A 20,497-nucleotide genomic window follows, 5' to 3' on the forward strand; every position below is an offset into this window, starting at 1 on the left:
GTAACCGCTTCAGCCGCGCAGCAGCCTCAAGCTGCCGGGAGAATCGAGCGTCGCCAGTAGACCGTCGACGCGCACGTCCACCCTGTAGCCACAACGGGCTGGGTCGCCCGCGCCATCCCCAAGAATAAATGTACTCAATGTACAGGGAGGCGCCATGCAAGCCATTCACAACACGCTGGTGGTAATGGACCCACAACAACCCGTCGACCTGACCCTGGCCAAGGCCAGGCAGATCGCCGACATCACCCACTCCCACCTGCACCTGCTGGTATGCGCCAAGACCAATGGCCACTCCCACGCGCTGCACGCCGTACAGGAAGGGCTCACCCAGGAGGGCTACGAGGTCAGTGCCGAGCAGGCCTGGCACGACAATGCCTGCAAGACCATTCTGGCAGTCCAGCAAGCCGAGGGTTGCGCCCTGGTCATCAAGCAACAGCACAAGGACGGTCCGCTAAAGAAGTCCCTGCTCACCCCTGAGGACTGGCAACTGCTGCGCCAATCCAGCTGCCCCGTGCTGATGGCCAAGAGCACCAGCCCGTGGATGGGCGGCACCATCCTCACGGCCATCGATGCCGGCAGTGACGACGTCGAGCACCGCCTGCTGCAGGTCGGCATCCTCAGCCACGGGCACGATATCGCCATGCGGACCAACGCCAGCCTGCACATGATGAGCGCCCACCCCTACCCCATGCTGTCGGCAAGAGACCCCATCTTCCAGCTCAAGGAGGAAATCCAGAACTTCTATCACGAACAGTGCAAGGTCTATCAGGACGAGTTCGAGATCAGCGACGAGCACCTGCACATCGAGGAGGGGCCGGCCGAGGTGCTGATCCCCGGGATTGCCCACCGGCTTGGCGCGGCACTCACCATTCTCGGCAGCGTGGGCCGCAGCGGCCTGTCCGGCGCTCTGCTCGGCAACACGGCGGAAACCGTGCTCGATGCCCTTGAAAGCGACGTTCTGGTCCTCAAACCCGGTGACGTCATCCACCACCTGGAAGAACTGACCACCCACCACTGACGCCTCGATACCACTGGAGACCTGCACTCGACACCCGTTGCCAACCAACCGCTACTGCGAACAGGACCTGCCGCCTTTCTGCCTTGCAACAAGGCGGCAGATATCGTACGCAATCAGGCTTCATGAACAAGCAGGAGATTGCCATGCGCTCGATACAGAAAATCCTGGTAGTCATACCTACGCTCCAGGACAGCCTGGCCCTGCAACGCGGCCAACAGCTGGCCCTGACGCTCGGCGCCGAACTCTACTTGCTGGTCTGTGACCAGCAGCAGGATCGGCGCGAACTCCTTGACCAGCAGCTGGCCAGCCTGCATCGCCTGGGCCTGCGCGCCCAGGGCGAACAGGCCCGGGTGACCGGCCATCAGGCTGGCGACGCCATTCTAGCCGCCTGCCACGCCCAGAACTGCGACCTGCTGATCAAGCAGCATCAGCCCGACGAGCTGCTCGGCAAGCTGTTCTCGGCCCCCGACGACTGGCAGCTGATCCGCCAGTCGCCCGTCCCCTTGTTGCTGGTGCAAAACCCTCGCCCCTGGGCCGGCGGCACTGTCCTGGCTGCCATGGATGTAGAGCATCAGGATGCGGCACATCTGGCCCTGCAAGGCAATGTCATGGACCACGCCAACGAACTGTGCCAGCTGTTTGGCGCCCGCCTGCATGTAGTCAGCGCCTATGATCCTGCCCTGTTGCAAGCTGACCCGAGCGCCCCTATTGACCAGGCTGGCGCCAGCCACTGCCATGACCAGTGCCAGTGGTTCCAGAACGAGTACGAACTGCCCGAGCAGCAGTTGCATATCGGCGAAGGCCCGGCCAAGGCTCTGATTCCGCGAATCGCCCTGCAACTGGAGGCGGCCGTGACAGTAGTGGGGACTGTCGCCCGCCACGGCCTGTCAGGGCTACTGATCGGCAACACAGCCGAGGCAGTGCTGGATCGCCTGAACAGCGACATACTGATTCTCAAACCCCATACGGCAGACGCCCAACAGACCGAGTTTGCTGGGCACCGAGCCGCCTGACACAACGAGCGGCACCGACCCTGCTGGCCAGGGGGGCTAGACGCGGATTTCCATGCCTTCAAGGAGAAAGCGGGGGGCGATATAGCGCTCGTAGTGCGCTTCGGAGAGCAGGAAGAATTCGCGATCGATGGCCTCGCGCAGCTCCGGCAGCGCCCAGTCGCGGAACTCCGGCAGCAGCGCCACGCCGTAGGCATCCAGTCGGTTGATCACCCGCGCGGCCCGCGCGATCAGCTGATAGGCCCAGCAATAGACCGACTGCTCCGGCACGAAACGCACCTGATGCTGCTCCAGCTGCGCGCGCAGGCGCTGGGCATCGAAGACTTCCAGCTTGCCCTGCATCACCTGCACCAGGAGGATCTCCAGGCGCCGCCAGACCGCGCGCTTTTCTTCCTCGCCATACAGGTTCCAGTTCACCACCTCATGGTGGAAGCGCTTGCAGCCGCGGCACACGAGATCGCCGTAAACCGTGGAGCAGAGGCCGACGCAGGGCGTCTTGATGCGCTGATTGGACATGGCGGGAAAGGCAGGGCACTGAAACAGGCAGGCCATATTAGCCGCTTACACCGACAGGGTCACCCTGACCGGACAGACGTTTGCCGACTCGCGCACCTCGACCTTGGTCGCAGGGCAGCGGGCCAGTCGCATCGGGCTTTGCGCTTAACTTTAGCGCCTTGTTCCAGTAGAATCGGACCGCCATTTTAGGCGTCGATGTCCATCAGAAGCTGTTTTCAAAGCGTCACGAGCACAGTTAATCCGCCAGGAACGACGTTGGCGCCAGGTCTGCGAGCCCTCTTCAGGACCTGCGCCAGCCCTCATCGCCCTTGTTCCTGCGGCGTAAAACTTTGAAAACAGCTTCTTGTATGAGGCTATCGACACACCGGCCAAGGCGCTCAAAAAGCGCTGAAGCGCAGTGTGCGATGGTTTTCTGGATGAGCGTTGCGAGCCACCTCGCAACCACTGATGAGGGTAAAAACTGTGCTTGAAGCCTATCGCAAACACGTAGCAGAGCGTGCCGCTCAGGGTATCGTGCCCCAGCCGCTAAACGCCGAACAAACCGCAGGCCTGGTCGAGCTGCTGAAGAATCCTCCGGCCGGCGAAGAAGCCTTCCTGGTCGACCTGATCACCAACCGCGTCCCCGCTGGCGTGGACGAAGCCGCCTACGTCAAGGCCGGTTTCCTCTCTGCCCTGGCCAAGGGCGAAGTCAGCTCCCCGCTGCTCTCCAAAACCCGCGCCGTCGAGCTGCTGGGCACCATGCAAGGTGGCTACAACATCACCACCATGGTTGAACTGCTGGACAACGCCGAGCTGGCCGCCGTTGCCGCCGAGCAACTGAAGCACACCCTGCTGATGTTCGACGCCTTCCACGACGTCGCCGAGAAGGCCAAAGCTGGCAATGCCAACGCCAAAGCCGTGCTGGCCTCCTGGGCCGAAGGCGAGTGGTTCCAGAACCGCCCTGCCGTTCCGGAAAAAGTCACCCTGACCGTGTTCAAGGTCACCGGCGAAACCAACACCGACGACCTGTCGCCGGCTCCGGACGCCTGGTCCCGCCCGGACATCCCGCTGCACGCCCTGGCCATGCTGAAAATGGCCCGCGACGGCATCAACCCGGATGCTCCGGGCTCCGTCGGCCCGATCAAGCAGATGGAAGCGCTGAAAGCCAAAGGCTTCCCGGTTGCCTACGTCGGTGACGTGGTCGGTACCGGCTCCTCGCGTAAATCCGCCACCAACTCGGTGCTGTGGTTCTTCGGCGACGACATTCCGTTTGTACCGAACAAGCGCGCCGGTGGTTTCTGCTTCGGCACCAAGATCGCCCCGATCTTCTACAACACCATGGAAGACGCCGGCGCCCTGCCGATCGAATTCGACTGCACCAACCTGGCCATGGGCGACACCATCGACGTCTACCCGTACAAAGGCGAAGTGCGCCGTCATGGCAGCGATGAGCTGGTCACCACTTTCCAGCTGAAAACCGACGTCCTGCTCGACGAAGTTCGCGCCGGCGGCCGTATTCCGCTGATCGTTGGCCGTGGCCTGACCGAGAAAGCCCGCGCCGAGCTGGGTCTGGCTCCGTCCACCCTGTTCAAGAAGCCGGAAGCCCCGGCCGACAGCGGCAAGGGTTTCACCCTGGCGCAGAAGATGGTCGGCCGCGCCTGCGGTCTGCAGGAAGGCCAAGGCGTACGCCCGGGCACCTACTGCGAACCGAAGATGACCACCGTGGGTTCGCAAGACACCACTGGCCCGATGACCCGTGACGAGCTGAAAGACCTGGCGTGCCTGGGCTTCTCCGCCGACCTGGTGATGCAGTCCTTCTGCCACACCGCGGCTTATCCGAAGCCGATCGACGTCACCACCCACCACACCCTGCCGGACTTCATCATGACCCGCGGCGGCGTGTCCCTGCGTCCGGGCGACGGCATCATCCATAGCTGGCTGAACCGCATGCTGCTGCCGGATACCGTCGGTACCGGTGGCGACTCGCACACCCGTTTCCCGATGGGTATCTCCTTCCCGGCCGGTTCCGGCCTGGTAGCCTTCGCCGCGGCCACCGGCGTGATGCCGCTGGACATGCCGGAGTCGGTACTGGTGCGCTTCAAGGGCAAGCTGCAACCGGGCATCACCCTGCGTGACCTGGTGCATGCCATCCCCTACTACGCGATCAAGGCAGGTCTCTTGACCGTCGAGAAGAAGGGCAAGATCAACGCCTTCTCCGGCCGCATCCTGGAGATCGAAGGCCTGGACGAGCTGACCGTTGAACAGGCTTTCGAGCTGTCCGACGCCTCCGCCGAGCGCTCCGCTGCCGGTTGCACCATCAAGCTGCCGGAAAAGGCCATCGCCGAGTACCTGCGCTCCAACATCACCATGCTGCGCTGGATGATTGGCGAAGGTTACGGCGATGCCCGTACCCTGGAGCGTCGCGCCAAAGCCATGGAAGCCTGGCTGGCCAACCCGCAACTGCTGGAAGCCGACAAGGACGCCGAGTACGCCGAGATCATCGAGATCGATCTGGCCGACGTCAAAGAGCCTGTGCTCTGCGCGCCGAACGACCCGGACGACGCCCGTCTGCTGTCCACCGTTGCCGGTGAGAAGATCGACGAAGTGTTTATCGGTTCGTGCATGACCAACATCGGTCACTTCCGCGCTGCCGGCAAGCTGCTGGACAAGGTCAAGGGTGGCATTCCGACCCGCTTGTGGCTGGCTCCGCCGACCAAGATGGACGCCCACCAGCTGACCGAGGAAGGCTACTACGGCATCTACGGCAAGGCTGGCGCGCGCATGGAAATGCCGGGCTGCTCGCTGTGCATGGGTAACCAGGCTCGCGTACAGACCGGTTCGACCGTGGTCTCCACCTCGACCCGTAACTTCCCGAACCGTCTGGGCGATGCCACCAACGTGTACCTGGCCTCTGCCGAACTGGCAGCGGTCGCCTCGATCACCGGCAAGCTGCCGACCGTCGAGGAGTACATGGAGTACGCGAAGAACATCGACAGCATGGCTGCCGACGTTTACCGCTACCTCTCCTTCGACCAGATCGCCGAGTTCCGCGAAGCCGCTGCCAACGCCAAGATCCCGGCCGTACAGGTCTAAGCGTTAGCTGCAATGCAGAAGCCCCGCCTGGTGCGGGGCTTTTTCTTTGGCTATGTCCCAATAGCGTGTTGCATGGGGAAGCGGGCATGAACTGCCCCGTATTTCGCGGCATGCATATGCGGATGCTCGTAGCCAAACCCAACAAATAGAGTCGGGCTCGCCAGGCTTCGTCATGCCCCCCTCAACCCAACCTACGGGTTATCACTCAAGTAACAGGTAACTGGGGGATTACCTTTCTGTTGCCTACCATAACCCCAGGGAATCGCCGCCATGAGCACTGGCGCTTTTACATCGCCAGTCCCTGTCCCTAATCTCGCCAGTGCCCATAACAACAACGAGAAACACCCATGCCCTACAGCGTCTATATCGCCGCGATTCTGTCCCTGCTGCTGATCGGCCTGTCACTCAACGTCTCGCGCCTGCGCATGCGCCACCAGGTCGCCTTCGGCGAAGGCGGCCAGACCGATCTGCTCAAGGCCGTGCGCGCCCATGGCAACAGCCTGGAGCAATCGGTGCTGTTCATCGTTCTGCTCTACCTGGGCGAAACCAGCGGGCAGATCAGCCCGGCGCTGACCGCCGCCCTCGGTTTCGCCTTCATCATGCTGCGCCTGCTCTACTGCACCGGTCTGTTCGCCCGCCTGCTCCTGCTGCGCCAGGTCAGCCACGGCCTGACCATGCTGGTGCTGCTGGTGGTCAGCATCCTGCTGTTGCTGCCGCAATGAGCAGCGACGAAAGCAAGATCGCCCTCTACCGGTGGGTCAACGGTTTCACCGGCCCGCTGGCGCGCACGCGCTGGCACTGGCGCACGCGCTGGATGGCGCGCCTGCTGGCGCAGCTGATCTGGCGCAAGAACCGTGGTCAGCCACAGCACGGCACCCTGGCCATCGCCGAGGAATGGCGCCGGCTGTTCGGCCTGCCGCAGTTCTGGAGCATCGAGCGTCTGGAGGACGACACCGCCTACTGCGAGATCCGCTTCCCCTGCTCGCTGGAAGGCAGCGGTGATGTGGCTGCCTGCAATCGCCTGATGGAGTACGACCGCGCCCTGCTGAAGAAGATCGGCGGGCAGCTGGTGGTCCTGCAATCGCGCGCCGATCCACAGATTCGCGGCGGCTGCCAGGTGGCCATTCGCCGTATCGAGGATCGGCGCAGCGATCTGATCCCGGCGCGCCAGCTCGACTGAGCCACCCCTGGCTTGCCCACTGCCGGCGCAATGGAGAAGATGGCGCCAGCAGTTCTACCAGGGAAATGGAGCGGCCTTTGTGCGCTTGGAAATGAAGCACCTGCGCCTGGTGCGTAGCATCAGCCAGACCGGCAATCTGACCCGCGCCGCCGAGGCGCTGTTCATCTCGCAACCGGCATTGAGCAAGCAACTGGCCGAACTGGAAGAACGCCTGGGCCTGGCCCTGTTCCAGCGTACGCAGAAGGCCATGCTGCCGACCGAGGCCGGCCTGGCCTTCGATGACCACGCCCAGCGCATCCTCGGTGACGTGGCGGTGCTGGAAGAGCATCTGGCGCGCTTTGCCCGTGGCGACTCCGGACGCCTGCGCCTGGCCATCGACCGCATGCACCTGAGCGACTGGCTGGCGGACTTCCTGCAAGAATTCCGCCGACGCTTCCCGCAGATCGAGGTGCAGGTGAAACAGGTGCCCAATCTGCTCGACAGCCTGCTAGCCCATGACTGCGACATCGCCATCCTCGGCGAAACCAGCGCGGCCAGCGGGGTCGACTGGCTGGCACTGAACCGTGACGAGATAGTCGCCATCCTGCCGCCGGGCCATGCCCTGGGCGCCAAGCCCTGGCTGGAGGCCAGCGATCTGGCCGGAGCCGACCTGCTCTATCACTTCAAACTGGAGCAATCCCTGCTCTATCGCCGCTACCTGCATCCGCAGCGCATCGAGCTGGGCTCGCTGCAGCATATCCAGGACATTGCCACGATCATCGCCCTGGTGCGCGCCGGACTCGGTATCAGCCTGCTGCCACGGCGCCAACTGCAGGGCGACGAAAGTGGCCTGCTGGTCAGGCCGGTAGGAGCCGAAGGCATGGTCTTCCGCTGGCAGGCCGCCGTGGCCAGCGACGAGCGCCGGCCATTCGTGCGAGCCGCACTGCAGCTGTTGCAGGAACAGCTGCAGCGCGCCGACCTCACTGCTCCAACCAGCCCCTGAGCCAGGCTACTGCGCCTTGCGGCGCCGGCTGTGCGGATTCTCGTGGAGCCCAGGCGAGGCTGAACGCCACCCTCTTCCAGCCACGCAGCAGTCGCCGCGCTTGCGCCCCGACCTGCAGCAGCGTTCAGCCCGCCAGTACGCGAGCCAGCACTGCCTTGACCTTGCCGATGCCATCGGCCAGGGCCTGTTCGATCTCGGCCATGGTGATGATGCCGCTGGACTTGCCGGCCGCCGGGTTGACCACCAGCGCCAGGCAGGCATAGGGCAGCTCCAGCTCGCGGGCCAGGGCCGCTTCGGGCATGCCGGTCATGCCGACGATGTCGCAGCCGTCGCGCTCCATGCGGGCGATCTCCGCCACGCTTTCCAGGCGCGGGCCCTGGGTGGCGCCGTACACGCCATGGCTGCTGTGCGCATGGCCCAGTGCCTGCAGGGCATCGATCAGCTTGCCGCGCAGGGGTTCGTCATAGGGGTAGCTGAAATCGATATGGGTAACGTGCTCGATATCCCCGGCGAAGTAGGTGTGCTCGCGGCCCCAGGTGTAATCGATGATCTGGTGTGCCACGCACAGGTGGCCACTGCCCATGGCGGCATGGATGCCGCCCACCGCGTTGACCGCGATGATCGTCTGCGCGCCGGCCTGGCGCAGCGCCCACAGGTTGGCGCGGTAGTTGACCTGATGCGGGGGAATGCGATGCGGATGGCCATGGCGGGCGAGGAACAGCACCTCGCGCCCGGCATACAGGCCGCGCTGGATGGCTGCCGATGGCACGCCGTAGGGCGTATCCAGGGCAAGTTCCTCGGTCAGGGTCAGGCCTTCCAACTGGGTCAGGCCGGTACCGCCGATGATGGCGTAGACAGTCATGCGCTTATCCTTTTCAACAGCAAGCTCAATCGATCAGCTGCGCGGCGCGCAAGGCAGCCACCGCGGTCAGCCAACGCGGCTGCTGGCGGTATTCGGTGGTGACGAAGCCCTGCCCGCGCATGCGCGCCAGGCCCTTGGGCGGCTGCACCCGGAGGCGTTGCAGGGCGCTCAGGGCCAGCTCGGCGGCGCCGCGGTCGTTGCACACCAGACCCATGTCGCAGCCGGCCGCCAGCGCCGCTTCGATACGGCTGGCGGCATCGCCGACCACATGGGCGCCGGCCATGGACAGGTCGTCGCTGAAGATCACGCCCGTAAAGCCCAGCTCGCCGCGCAGGATGTCCTGCAGCCAGCGCCGAGAGAAACCGGCCGGCTGGCTGTCGACCTGCGGGTAGATCACATGGGCCGGCATCACCGCCGCCAGCTGCTGGCTGAGGCGCTGGAACGGCAGCAGGTCGCTGGCGCGGATCTGCTCCAGGCTGCGCTCATCCACCGGGATCGCCACGTGGGAGTCGGCTTCGGCCCAGCCATGGCCGGGGAAGTGCTTGCCGGTGGCGGCCATGCCGGCTGCTGCCATGCCGCGGATGAAGGCACCCGCCAGTTTGCTCGCCAGCTCGGGATTACCCTCGAAACTGCGGCTACCGACCACCGCGCTGCGCTGGTGATCGAGGTCCAGCACCGGGGCGAAGCTGAGGTCCAGGCCGACCGCCAGCACCTCGGTCGCCATCAGCCAGCCGCACTGCTCGGCCAGGTACTCGGCGTTGTCGTTGTCGGCCAGCGCGCGCATGGCCGGCAGGCGCACGAAGCCCTGGCGCAGGCGCTGCACCCGGCCGCCTTCCTGGTCCACGGCCAGCAGCAGGTCCGGGCGTACCGCACGGATTGCCGCACAGAGTTCGCGCACCTGGCGCGGGTCTTCGATGTTGCGGGCAAACAGGATCAGCCCGGCCACTTGCGGCTGGCGCAGGATCCGGCGGTCCTCGGCGGTCAGCCAGGTGCCTTGCACGTCCAGCATCAGCGAACCATAGAGGGGAGTCTTCACGAATAGTCCTTAGCCGAGATCGGCAGCCGCCCACGCGGGACACGGCGCCTCATCGATCAGTACCGCACAGTGCAGCGGCACACGGGGAAAGAGGGTCAGCAAATCGGCGTTGCGCAGGCGCACGCAGCCATGGGACAGCGGCACGCCCATGGGTTCCCGCTCGGGGGTGCCGTGCAGGTAGATGTAGCGCCGGAAGGTATCCACCGGGCCCAGGCGATTGCGTCCCGGCTCGCAGCCACTCAACCAGAGGATGCGCGTGAGGATCCAGTCGCGCCCGGGAAACTGCTGGTCCAGCGCGGCACTCCATACCTCGCCGGTCCAGCGCCGACCCCGCAGCACCGCCCCCGCCGGCAAACCGGCGCCGATCTTCGCCCGCACCTGATGGCGGCCACGGGGGGTGCAGTTGGAACCGCCCTGCTCGCCCGCACCATTTAGCGCCGTGGAGACGGGCAGGCGCAGCAGCAGCTGCCCGTCGGCAAAACCGTACAGGCACTGATCGGCGAGGGAAATGTGCAGGAAATCGAGCGAACGCATAGGCGCCTAGCTTAGCCGATCGGCCCGCCCGGGCACAGCCGCAATCAGGCTTTTGCCGCGGCGACGACCTTGGCTCGTGGCTTCAGCTGGGCGGTGGCCAGCGCTTCGCTGCTGACGCCGGTTTCCGCGCGCATGCCGGCGGCGAGGAACGGCACCATCAGGCGCATGACCTGCTCGATCGAGGTATCCACGCCGAAATCGTTCTCGGCGATGGCGCGCAGTGCCTTGATCCCGGACATGCTGAACGACGCCGCGCCGAGCATGAAGTGCACCCGCCAGAACAGCTCCAGCGGCGGGATGCGCGGCGCGGCTTCGTGCAGCAGGACCAGGTAACGGCGAAACACCTTGCCGTACATGTCTTCCAGGTAGCGACGCAGGTGGCCCTGGCTCTGGCTGAAGGCCAGCCCCAGCAGGCGCATGAAGATCGACAGGTCGTTGCCGCTGCGCGGTTTGACCGCCAGGGCCTGCTCCACCAGCATTTCCAGCAGATCCTCGAGGCTGGCCTTGCTCTCGGGCTTGGCCTGGCGACGATCCAGTTCCTTTTCCAGGCTGACGCAGAACGGCCCGAGAAAGCGCGAGAACACCGCCTGGATCAGCGCCTTCTTGGAGCCGAAGTGGTAGTTGACCGCCGCCAGATTGACCCCAGCCTTGCTGGTGATCAGACGCAGAGAAGTCTCGGCGAAGCCTTTTTCCGCGAACAACTGCTCTGCCGCATCAAGAATGCGCTCGACAGTTTCTGACTGAGCCATGACATCTCCACCTGACAAACACTTGTTTGAAACATACGTTTCAGGCCGGTGCCATGTCAAGCCTCACGAGCCCAATCATGGCCGACCGGTCACGCATTTAACCATAGTGCAGATTGCCCGGGCTTTGTGCCAAGCAGGCAGGCGGTACAAAAGCCCGGGCCGGTAGAGAGAAAAGAACAGTTGCCAGGGCAAGATCACTGTATATAATCACAGCAACTGTATAAACAGACAGACGACCATCATGCTCAAGCTCACGCCCCGCCAAGCCGAAATCCTCGCCTTCATCAAGCGTTGCCTGGAAGCCAATGGTTATCCACCGACTCGCGCCGAGATCGCCCAGGAGCTGGGCTTCAAGTCGCCCAACGCCGCCGAGGAACATCTCAAGGCCCTGGCCCGCAAGGGCGCCATCGAGATGACTCCCGGCGCCTCGCGCGGCATCCGCATTCCCGGTTACGAGCCGGAAGCCCAGGAAGAAGAAGGCCTGCCGATCATCGGCCGGGTCGCCGCCGGTGCGCCGATCCTGGCCCAGCAGCATGTCGAGGAATCCTGCCAGATCAATCCGGGCTTCTTCCACCCGCGCGCCGACTACCTGCTGCGGGTGCGCGGCATGAGCATGAAGGATATCGGCATCTACGATGGCGACCTGCTCGCCGTACACACCACCCGTGAAGCCCGCAACGGCCAGATAGTAGTCGCCCGCATCGACGACGAAGTCACGGTCAAGCGCTTCCAGCGCAGCGGCAACAAGGTGCTGCTGATTGCCGAAAACCCCGAGTTCGCCCCGATCGAAGTGAATCTGGAAGAACAGGATCTGATCATCGAAGGTTTGAGTGTCGGCGTGATCCGTCGCTAACGTGATTCGCCACCAAGCAGTAAGGAGAGCTTCATGCAGTTCCCGCAGTCGCTGAATCGTTCGCAACTTCCGCTGTTTGAAGCTTTCCTGGGGCAGAGCATGGCCCCCCTCCTGCTCGATTCGGCCGAGCTGCCGACCTGGCTGGAAGAGCCAGAGCCGATCAGCGAGCTCGCCCTGTCCGGCTCGCTCGGCCACTGCCGCCACCTGCTAGGGCCGGTACTGCGCGAGCTGAGCCAGAACCAGGACGCCCGCTGGCTGACCCTGGTCGCCCCGCCCGCCAGCCTGACCACCGCCTGGCTGCGCAGTGCGGGCCTCAACCTGGACCGCCTGCTGGTTCTGCAACCGCGCGCCGGGCAGAACGCCCTCGAACTCGCCTGCGAAGCGCTGCGCCTGGGGCGCAGCCATACCGTGGTCAGCTGGATCGACCTGCAGCCGACTCAGCGCCAAAGCCTGAGCAGCGCCGCCCGCCTGGGCAGTGCGCAGAGCCTGAATATTCGCCTGGATTGAACCGACTAGCGCCGCAGCTGCCTAGCCAAAGCTGAAAGACCTGTGGCGCCGGGCAAGCCTGACTCGCCCGGACAAAGGGTCAGTGCAGAACGCGCGGCTGATCGTCGTGTTCGAGATCGCCTTCGGCCAGCCGGCCGGCCATCTGCACGCCGATATTGAGCATGGCCTTGGCCACCTCGACATGCTGCCCCTGCAGGAACGCCTTGGCGTCGGCGGAGAAATCCAGGGTGACCAGGGTTTCCTCATCCTCGGCACGGCGCAGGGCAATGCGGCCGTCAGGAAGCTCGACGATTTCCAGGAAGGATGTGGGCATAAACAAGTTCTCCAATCAGGCGCGCAGTGTAACAGCCCAGGGAAAACCGCCCTAGCCCACCCATCTTGTACTCAGCACTCGCTGAGCGACTCGCGAAAGCGCAGGGCCAGCTGCTTGAGCTGCTGGCGCCAGGCCTCCAGTTCTTCGCGGCCCAGCGGCGGCACTTCCTCTTCGACACTGACCGCCTGGATCAGCGGCAAAGTCGGATCGACCTTGGCCGTCTTCGGCGCCTGCGGCGGCTGAAACAGCTTGGCGTAGGCCAGCAGCAACTGAGCCAGCCAGGTTTCCGACTGTTGCGCCAGCTCGACCAGCTCGGCCAATTCCGGGCTCGGCGCCTCCTGCAGCACGGCCTGATTCAGCAGCAATTCGGCGCGCGGCACATTCGCCTGCGGCAAACGGTAGTAACCGGCAATCTCGTGGCACAGCCCCAGCAGCGCGCCGTACAGGTGGAACAACGCCGCCTCGCGCTCGGCCTGAACCTGACCGAGACCGTTCATTGCCCGGCCTTCTTCAGCCTTGCGCAGGTTTTCCAGGGCCAGGCCGGCGAAATAGAGCTTCTGGTTGGTGCGGGTATACAGTTCTTGTGCCATGGCAAGGCTCTCCAGACTCGTGCGCGGCGGATCGCCTGGCGGCGCGCCAGGCGCGCCGCAACGGATCGATCAGCCCTTGCTTTCCACTTTCCACTTGCCGCCGTCGAAGAAGGCGCGCCAGCCGGTGGGTTTGCCGTCCACCTCGCTCTGCACATACTGCTCCTTGGTCTTGCGGCTGTAGCGGATTACCGCCGGGCGGCCTTCCGGATCCTTCTTCGGCGCATCCAGGAGGAAGTGGTATTTCGGATCGATTTCGTCCTTGTGCGGGATCAGCTCCAGCACCAATGGCGCACGGGTCTCGCGGTTCTTCGGGAACTGGCTGGCGGCCAGGAACAGGCCCGATGCGCCATCACGCAGCACGTAGGTGTCGTTGACCTTCTCGCACTTGAGTTCCGGCATCGGCACCGCATCCATCTTCGGCGGTGCCGCCTCGCCACTGCGCAGCAGCTTGCGGGTGTTCTTGCAGCTGCTGTTGGTGCAACCGAAGAACTTGCCGAAACGGCCGGTCTTCAGCTGCATCTCGCTGCCGCACTTGTCGCACTCCAGGCTCGGACCCTCGTAGCCCTTGATGCGGTACTGGCCCTGCTCGATCTCGTAGCCCGAGCAATCCGGGTTGTTGCCGCAGATATGCAGCTTGCGGGTTTCGTCCAGCAGGTAGGCATCCATCGCCGTGGCGCAGATCGGGCAGCGGTGCTTGTTCAGCAGTACGCGCGACTCGGATTCGCCCTCGTCATCCGCGGCAATCTCGTCGCCCGGAATCAGGTTGATGGTGGCCTTGCAACGCTCTTTCGGCGGCAGGGCATAGCCGGAACAACCGAGGAACACGCCGGTGGAGGCGGTACGGATCATCATCGGCCGGCCGCAATCGCGGCAGGCGATGTCGGTCAGGGTCGGCTGGTTGGCGCGCATGCCGCTGTCGGCCACTTCCGCCACTTCCAGCTTCCTCTTGAAGTCGCCGTAGAAGTCGTCGAGCACGTGCTTCCAGTCGCGCTCGCCCTGGGCCACATCGTCCAGATGCTCTTCCATGCCGGCGGTGAAGCCGTAGTCCATCAGGTTGGCGAAGCTTTCGTTGAGGCGCTCGGTGACGATGTCGCCCATCTTCTCGGCGTAGAAGCGACGGTTCTGCACCGCCACGTAGCCACGTTCCTGGATGGTCGAGATGATCGCCGCGTAGGTCGACGGGCGACCGATACCGCGCTTCTCCAACTCCTTGACCAGGCTGGCTTCGGAGAAGCGTGCCGGCGGCTTGGTGAAGTGCTGGCTGGGGTCGAGCTTGATCAGCTTGAGCGCCTCGCCTTCGTTCATGTCCGGCAGCACGTCGTCTTCGCCCGGCTTGCTCTGCTGCGGCTGCGCCTTGGTGTAACCGTCGAACTTGAGGATGCGACCCTTGGCGCGCAGCTCGAAGGTGCCGGCGGCCACGGTGACGCTGGTCGACAGGTACTCGGCCGGCGGCATCTGGCAGGCGACGAACTGGCGCCAGATCAGCTCGTAGAGGCGCTCGGCGTCGCGCTCCATGCCGGAGATCTGGGTCGGCCGCAGGTTGACGTCGGACGGACGAATCGCCTCGTGCGCCTCCTGAGCGCCCTCCTTGCTCGAATAGACATTCGGCTTGGCCGGCAGGTACTTCTTGCCGTACTCGCTCTCGATGAAGCCACGCACCATCTCCACGGCATCGGCCGAGAGGTTGGTCGAGTCGGTACGCATATAGGTAATGTAGCCGGCCTCGTACAGACGCTGGGCCATCATCATGGTCTTCTTCACACCGAAGCCGAGGCGATTGCTCGCCGCCTGCTGCAGGGTCGAGGTGATGTACGGTGCCGACGGCTTGCTGCTGGTCGGTCGGTCTTCACGCTTGGCGATGCTGTAACTGGAGGCCTTGAGCTTTTCCAGCGCGGCCATGGCTTGCGCTTCGTTGACCGGTTTGAAGGCCTCGCTCTTCTCGCGCACCACTTCGAAACGCACGGTGGCGGCCTTGGCGGTACCGAGGTCTGCATGCACTTCCCAGTATTCTTCCGGGACGAAGGCGCGGATCTCTTTTTCGCGCTCGACCACCAGCTTCACCGCCACCGACTGCACGCGGCCGGCGGACAGGCCGCGGGCGATCTTCTGCCACAGCAGCGGCGAGACCATGTAGCCCACCACGCGATCGAGGAAGCGGCGCGCCTGCTGGGCGTTGACCCGGTTGATATCCAGCTCACCGGGCTGGGAGAAAGCCTCCTGGATGGCCTTCTTGGTGATTTCGTTGAACACCACGCGCTTGTAGCGGCTGTCATCGCCACCGATGGCCTCGCGCAGGTGCCAGGCGATGGCTTCCCCCTCGCGGTCCAAGTCGGTTGCGAGATAGATGGTGTCGGCATCCTTGGCCAGGCGGCGCAGCTCCTCGATCACCTTTTCCTTGCCGGGCAGGATCTCGTACTTGGCCTTCCAGCCATGCTCCGGATCGACGCCCATACGCGAAACCAGCTGGCGCTTGGCCTTCTCCTTGGGCGACAGTGCCGGCGCCTCGCCAGCGGCGGCCTTGCCACGCTTGGCCGGTTCCTTGGCGCTACTGGCCGAACCGCTGGTAGGCAGGTCACGGATATGGCCGATGCTCGACTTCACCACGTACTGGTTGCCCAGGTACTTGTTGATGGTCTTGGCCTTGGCCGGGGATTCCACGATGACCAGCGATTTGCCCATGGATTGGAAAATTCCTGAATTCTGAGAGTAAAAGCGGGCGGCGCCGCTAAAGGCACCGCTATATATAGTGGCCGTCGAGGTGAGGTCAAGCGCGCTGCTTGCTCACTCCTTGCCGAAACGTGCCGGTTCGGCCTCGATCAAAGCAAAGCGCGGGACTGTCTCGCCGTCCACCTCGACCGTGCCACAGAACATCTCCAGCGGCCTGACCCACAGGCCGAACTCGCCGTACAGGGCCTGGTAGACCACCACATCCTCTTCCGTCTCGGAATGCCGGGCAATACCAAACACACGGTATTGCGGGCCTTTGTAGTGACGGTACAAGCCGGGTTGCAGTTGCATGATTCGACTCCCGAAGCGGATTACCCAAAAACAAAAACCGGGGCACAGGGCCCCGGTTTTTCCATCTCGAAACGCTTAGACGCGTTCGAAGACGGTGGTGATGCCCTGGCCGAGGCCAATGCACATGGTCGACACACCGAGGGTGCCGCCATTCTGCTTCATCACGTTCAGCAGGGTGCCGGAGATACGCGCACCGGAGCAGCCGAACGGGTGGCCCAGAGCGATGGCGCCGCCGTGCAGGTTAACCTTCTGCTCCATCTTGTCGAGGAGTTTCAGGTCTTTCAGCACGGGCAGGGCCTGGGCGGCGAAGGCTTCGTTGAGTTCAACGAAGTCGATATCGTCCATGGTCAGGCCGGCACGCTTGAGGGCTTTCTGGGTGGACGGTACCGGACCGTAACCCATGATCGCCGGATCGACGCCGTGTACGGCCATCGCACGCACCACGGCCAGCGGCTGGATGCCGAGGTCCTGGGCGCGCTGGGCGGACATGACGATCATGCAGGAAGCGCCGTCGGTGATCTGCGAGGAAGTACCCGCAGTCACGGTGCCGCCTTTCGGATTGAACGCCGGCTTCAGCGCAGCCAGGCTTTCCAGGGTGGTTTCCGGACGAATGGTTTCGTCGAAGTCGAAAACCTTCAGGAAGCCGTTCTCGTCGTAGCCTTGCATCGGGATGATTTCATCCTTGAACTTGCCTTCGACGGTGGCCTTGTGCGCCAGGCGGTGCGAACGCTCACCGAAGGCGTCCTGCGCCTCGCGGCTGATGCCGTGCATCTTGCCAAGCATTTCCGCGGTCAGACCCATCATGCCCGACGCCTTGGCGGCGTACAGGGACATGTGCGGGTTCGGATCCACGCCGTGCATCATGCTGACGTGACCCATGTGCTCCACGCCGCCAACCACGAACACGTCGCCGTTACCGGTCTGGATCGCCTGCACGGCAGTGTGCAGGGCGCTCATCGAGGAACCGCACAGGCGGCTGACGGTTTGCGCAGCGCTGGTGTGCGGGATCTGGGTCATCAGCGACGCCATGCGCGCGATGTTCCAGCCCTGCTCCAGGGTCTGGTTGACGCAGCCCCAGATCACGTCCTCGACTTCAGCCGGGTCCAGCTTGGTGTTGCGGGCCAGCACGCCGCTGATCAGGTGTGCCGACATGTTCTCGGCACGGGTGTTGCGGTGCATGCCGCCCTTGGAACGACCCATCGGGGTACGACCGAAGTCGACAATGACAGCGTCTCTCGGATTCAGGCTCATATCTCTACTCTCGCTCTGATCGTTGCGCGATTAACCGAAAAACTTCTGGCCGTTTTTGGCCATTTCGCGAAGTTTTGCAGTCGGGTGGTACAGCGCGCCCAGGTCGGCATACTTGTCGGCCAGGGCCACGAATTCGGCTACACCGATGGAGTCGATGTAACGCAGCGCACCACCACGGAAGGGCGGGAAGCCGATGCCGTAGATCAGGCCCATATCGGCCTCGGCAGCGGTTTCAACGATGCCGTCTTCCAGGCAACGAACGGTTTCCAGGCACAGCGGGATCATCATGAAGTTGATGATGTCTTCGTCGGTCAGCTCGCGCTGCTCGACGACGATCGACTTCAGCAGCTCGTAGGCAGCCGGGTCGGAGACTTTCTTCGGCTTGCCACGCTTGTCCATCTCGTAAGCGTAGAAACCCTTGCCGTTCTTCTGGCCCAGGCGATTGGCGTCGTACATCACGTCGACGGCAGTCTTGCCTTCCACGGCCATGCGGTCCGGGAAGCCTTCGGCCATCACGTCACGGCCGTGGTGACCGGTGTCGATACCGACCACGTCGGACAGGTACGCCGGGCCCATGGGCCAACCGAACTTCTCCATGACCTTGTCGATACGCACGAAGTCGACACCGAAGCCCAGCAGCTTGGAGAAGCCGCCGAAGTACGGGAACAGCACGCGGTTGACCAGGAAGCCCGGGCAGTCGTTGACCACGATCGGGCTCTTGCCCATCTTCTTGGCGTAGGCAACGGTGGTAGCCACGGCTACATCGCTGGACTTCTCGCCACGGATGACTTCAACCAGCGGCATCATGTGCACCGGGTTGAAGAAGTGCATGCCGACGAAGTTTTCCGGACGCTTGAGGGCCTTGGCCAGCAAGTTGATGGAAATGGTCGAGGTGTTGGAAGCCAGGATCGCGTCCTCACGCACCACGCCTTCCACTTCGGCGAGGACGATCTGCTTGACCTTCGGGTTCTCGACCACGGCTTCGACGACGATGTCGACGTTGCCGAAATCACCGTAGGACATGGTCGGACGAATGCCGTTGAGGGCTTCGGCCATCTTCGCCGGGGTCATGCGACCCTTGGCAACGCGATTGCCGAGCAGCTTGGAAGCCTCGGCCAGACCCATCTGGATACCCTCTTCGCGGATATCCTTCATCAGGATCGGGGTACCCTTGGAGGCCGACTGGTAGGCGATACCGCCACCCATGATGCCGGCGCCCAGTACGGCAGCCAGTTTCACGTCACGCGCGATCTCGTCGTACTGCTTGGCTTTCTTCTTCAGTTCCTGGTCATTCAGGAACAGACCGATCAGGCTTTCCGCAACCGAAGTCTTGGCCAGCTTGACGAAGCCGGCGGCTTCCACTTCCAGCGCCTTGTCGCGACCGAAGTTGGCGGCTTTCTGGATGGTCTTGATGGCTTCGACCGGAGCCGGGTAGTTCGGGCCGGCCTGGCCTGCGACGAAACCTTTGGCGGTTTCGAAGGACATCATCTGCTCGATGGCGTTGAGCTTGATCTTTTCCAGCTTGGGCTGACGCTTGGCCTTGTAGTCCAGCTCGCCGGAGATGGCGCGCTTGACCAGGTCCAGGGCGGCTTCCTGCAGTTTGGCCGGAGCGACGACAGCGTCGACCGCGCCTACTTTCAGGGCGTCGGCAGCTTTGGCTTCCTTGCTGGAGGCGATCCACTCGATGGCGTTGTCGGTACCGATCACGCGCGGCAGGCGCACGGTGCCACCGAAGCCCGGGTAGATGCCCAGTTTGACTTCCGGCAGGCCGACCTTGGCGGTCTCGGCGGCAACGCGGTAGTCGGCGGCCAGGCACATTTCGAAACCGCCACCCAGGGCGATGCCGTTGATGGCCACGACGGTCGGCACGTTGAGGTCTTCAAAGTCGCTGAAGATCTTGTTGGCTTCGAGGTTGCCGGCTACCAGCTCTTCGTCGGGCAACTTGAAGTTGTCGACGAACTCGGTGATGTCGGCGCCGACGATGAATACGTCTTTGCCACTGGTAACGATTACGCCCTTGATCGAACCGTCGGCCTTGATGGCGTCCACGGACTGACGCAGCTCGGTCAGAGTGAGACGGTTGAACTTGTTAACGGACTCACCCTTGAGGTCGAAATTCAATTCGACGATGCCGCCCTCAAGAGCCTTAACCGTGATGGCTTTACCTTCGTAAATCATCAACTGATCTCCACGGTATGGAAGCTGAACAGTACACATCGGAGCCAACGAGCAGGCTAGCCCACGGCGAAGCCGTCGAGCATAGCCCCAATCGGCCTGGCACACCCGCCGACGCGATAATCGGGCTGTATTGGCGCTGCCTTCGCGGCAAACACTCAATTCATACGCCCGTTTGATTTGGGTGTGCACACATTCTGTGAAAACCCGGCAATTGTCAATTGCCCGACACAGGCGCACCGAATGAGCACGACGTCACGCAATGACCAGAAGCCCAGGAAAAGCCACGAAATACCGGCCGCGCCTTGCTTTCACTGCACTCCAGCCCTGCCATAAGGCTTATTCACTGACTGAATAATGCCCAAAAAACTCGGCGCGCTCGCCTCAGGCCAGCTCCGCCAGCAGCGCGGCAACCCGCTGCAGCTCGGCTTCACCACCCCGCTCCCCCCAGTACAAGGCGAGCATCTGCGGTCCGGCCTCGACCTTGTAGACATCGGCCGGCAGTTGCCGCAACTGCGCCAGCAACTGCTCGTCCGCGCAGGGTTCGCGCCACTGGTTGAGCCACTGCCCGGGCTGCGCCTGCCAGTAGCTCCAGCTGTCCTGCCGGCCACGACGGCGCGCACGGTGATACTGGGCACAGCTGCCCGGCGGACTGCACTCCAGCCAGTGCGGCCACTCCTGCTGCACCAGCTGCATGCCCAGCCCCAGGCGGCGGGCCGCCAGGCGCAGGGCCATCTGCCCACTCTGCCGGCGCGAGGGGCGCAGCCAGACCAGCGGACTGAGCGCCACGCCCACCAGCAAAACCACGATCCACCACGTCATATCTGTCAC

Annotated in this window: 20 protein-coding genes; 8 read left to right on the forward strand and 12 right to left on the reverse strand. The window is 63.7% G+C overall.

From position 1 onward, the window contains the following. The first annotated feature begins 154 nt into the window (after window positions 1-154). Complete coding sequence (locus GV001_RS15460; protein WP_160081385.1) at window positions 155-1,018, forward strand: universal stress protein; 864 nt, start codon at window positions 155-157, stop codon at window positions 1,016-1,018. A gap of 143 nt (window positions 1,019-1,161) precedes the next feature. After that, window positions 1,162-2,031, forward strand: coding sequence for a universal stress protein (locus tag GV001_RS15465; RefSeq protein WP_160081387.1), 870 nt, complete (start codon window positions 1,162-1,164; stop codon window positions 2,029-2,031). A 36-nt stretch (window positions 2,032-2,067) separates the two neighbouring features. Here GV001_RS15465 and GV001_RS15470 read toward each other — a convergent pair whose 3' ends face one another. Further along, window positions 2,068-2,544, reverse strand: coding sequence for a DUF1289 domain-containing protein (locus GV001_RS15470; RefSeq protein ID WP_160081389.1), 477 nt, complete (start codon window positions 2,542-2,544; stop codon window positions 2,068-2,070). A gap of 462 nt (window positions 2,545-3,006) precedes the next feature. Between GV001_RS15470 and acnB the strand changes: the two genes are divergently transcribed. The 4 genes from acnB (at window position 3,007) to GV001_RS15490 (ending at window position 7,778) form a co-directional block, all read left to right on the forward strand. After that, window positions 3,007-5,616 carry a bifunctional aconitate hydratase 2/2-methylisocitrate dehydratase gene (acnB, locus tag GV001_RS15475; protein ID WP_160081391.1) on the forward strand — a complete coding sequence of 870 codons (2,610 nt, stop codon included), beginning with the start codon at window positions 3,007-3,009 and terminating at the stop codon, window positions 5,614-5,616. A 347-nt stretch (window positions 5,617-5,963) separates the two neighbouring features. Then, on the forward strand, window positions 5,964-6,338 hold the full coding sequence (locus tag GV001_RS15480; protein ID WP_160081393.1) for an MAPEG family protein: 375 nt from the start codon (window positions 5,964-5,966) through the stop codon (window positions 6,336-6,338). Next, window positions 6,335-6,796: a hypothetical protein gene (locus GV001_RS15485; RefSeq protein ID WP_160081395.1), complete on the forward strand. Its 462-nt coding sequence runs from the start codon at window positions 6,335-6,337 to the stop codon at window positions 6,794-6,796. Before GV001_RS15480 ends, GV001_RS15485 begins: the two co-directional genes overlap by 4 nt. A 79-nt stretch (window positions 6,797-6,875) precedes the next feature. Next, the gene (locus GV001_RS15490) at window positions 6,876-7,778 is read left to right on the forward strand and encodes a LysR family transcriptional regulator (protein ID WP_160081397.1); all 903 of its coding nucleotides are present in this window, start codon (window positions 6,876-6,878) and stop codon (window positions 7,776-7,778) included. A gap of 124 nt (window positions 7,779-7,902) precedes the next feature. Here GV001_RS15490 and GV001_RS15495 read toward each other — a convergent pair whose 3' ends face one another. The 4 genes from GV001_RS15495 to GV001_RS15510 are packed head-to-tail and all read right to left on the reverse strand — an operon-like array spanning window position 7,903 to window position 10,959. Further along, a complete protein-coding gene (locus GV001_RS15495; protein WP_160081399.1) occupies window positions 7,903-8,640 on the reverse strand; it encodes an S-methyl-5'-thioinosine phosphorylase in 738 nt (245 codons plus the stop codon). A gap of 25 nt (window positions 8,641-8,665) precedes the next feature. Beyond that, window positions 8,666-9,649: a beta-N-acetylhexosaminidase gene (gene nagZ / locus GV001_RS15500; RefSeq protein ID WP_160083414.1), complete on the reverse strand. Its 984-nt coding sequence runs from the start codon at window positions 9,647-9,649 to the stop codon at window positions 8,666-8,668. 36 nt (window positions 9,650-9,685) lie between these two features. Further along, entirely contained in the window at window positions 9,686-10,210 is a 525-nt protein-coding gene (locus tag GV001_RS15505) for a L,D-transpeptidase (RefSeq protein ID WP_160081401.1), read from the reverse strand. A gap of 44 nt (window positions 10,211-10,254) precedes the next feature. Then, window positions 10,255-10,959, reverse strand: coding sequence for a TetR/AcrR family transcriptional regulator (locus tag GV001_RS15510; RefSeq protein WP_160081403.1), 705 nt, complete (start codon window positions 10,957-10,959; stop codon window positions 10,255-10,257). A 241-nt stretch (window positions 10,960-11,200) separates the two neighbouring features. Between GV001_RS15510 and lexA the strand changes: the two genes are divergently transcribed. Then, complete coding sequence (gene lexA / locus GV001_RS15515) at window positions 11,201-11,812, forward strand: transcriptional repressor LexA (RefSeq protein ID WP_160081405.1); 612 nt, start codon at window positions 11,201-11,203, stop codon at window positions 11,810-11,812. A gap of 33 nt (window positions 11,813-11,845) precedes the next feature. After that, window positions 11,846-12,319 (forward strand): SOS-induced cell division inhibitor SulA, encoded by a 474-nt coding sequence (gene sulA, locus GV001_RS15520; protein ID WP_160081407.1) that lies wholly within the window; start codon window positions 11,846-11,848, stop codon window positions 12,317-12,319. A 79-nt stretch (window positions 12,320-12,398) separates the two neighbouring features. Here sulA and GV001_RS15525 read toward each other — a convergent pair whose 3' ends face one another. From GV001_RS15525 to GV001_RS15555, 7 genes are all read right to left on the reverse strand, one after another. Beyond that, window positions 12,399-12,632 (reverse strand): hypothetical protein, encoded by a 234-nt coding sequence (locus tag GV001_RS15525; RefSeq protein ID WP_160081409.1) that lies wholly within the window; start codon window positions 12,630-12,632, stop codon window positions 12,399-12,401. Between the two features lie 71 nt (window positions 12,633-12,703). Continuing rightward, on the reverse strand, window positions 12,704-13,222 hold the full coding sequence (locus GV001_RS15530; protein ID WP_160081411.1) for a DUF6586 family protein: 519 nt from the start codon (window positions 13,220-13,222) through the stop codon (window positions 12,704-12,706). Between the two features lie 69 nt (window positions 13,223-13,291). Next, a complete protein-coding gene (gene topA, locus GV001_RS15535; RefSeq protein ID WP_160081413.1) occupies window positions 13,292-15,901 on the reverse strand; it encodes a type I DNA topoisomerase in 2,610 nt (869 codons plus the stop codon). Between the two features lie 102 nt (window positions 15,902-16,003). After that, entirely contained in the window at window positions 16,004-16,240 is a 237-nt protein-coding gene (locus GV001_RS15540; protein ID WP_160081415.1) for a DUF1653 domain-containing protein, read from the reverse strand. A 75-nt stretch (window positions 16,241-16,315) separates the two neighbouring features. After that, entirely contained in the window at window positions 16,316-17,491 is a 1,176-nt protein-coding gene (fadA, locus tag GV001_RS15545; RefSeq protein WP_160081417.1) for an acetyl-CoA C-acyltransferase FadA, read from the reverse strand. A 30-nt stretch (window positions 17,492-17,521) separates the two neighbouring features. Further along, on the reverse strand, window positions 17,522-19,669 hold the full coding sequence (fadB, locus tag GV001_RS15550; RefSeq protein WP_160081419.1) for a fatty acid oxidation complex subunit alpha FadB: 2,148 nt from the start codon (window positions 19,667-19,669) through the stop codon (window positions 17,522-17,524). A 381-nt stretch (window positions 19,670-20,050) separates the two neighbouring features. Next, on the reverse strand, window positions 20,051-20,488 hold the full coding sequence (locus tag GV001_RS15555) for a hypothetical protein (protein ID WP_160081421.1): 438 nt from the start codon (window positions 20,486-20,488) through the stop codon (window positions 20,051-20,053). Window positions 20,489-20,497: the final 9 nt, after the last annotated feature.

Source organism: Pseudomonas sp. 8AS (genome assembly GCF_902506505.1).
Lineage (GTDB): Bacteria > Pseudomonadota > Gammaproteobacteria > Pseudomonadales > Pseudomonadaceae > Aquipseudomonas.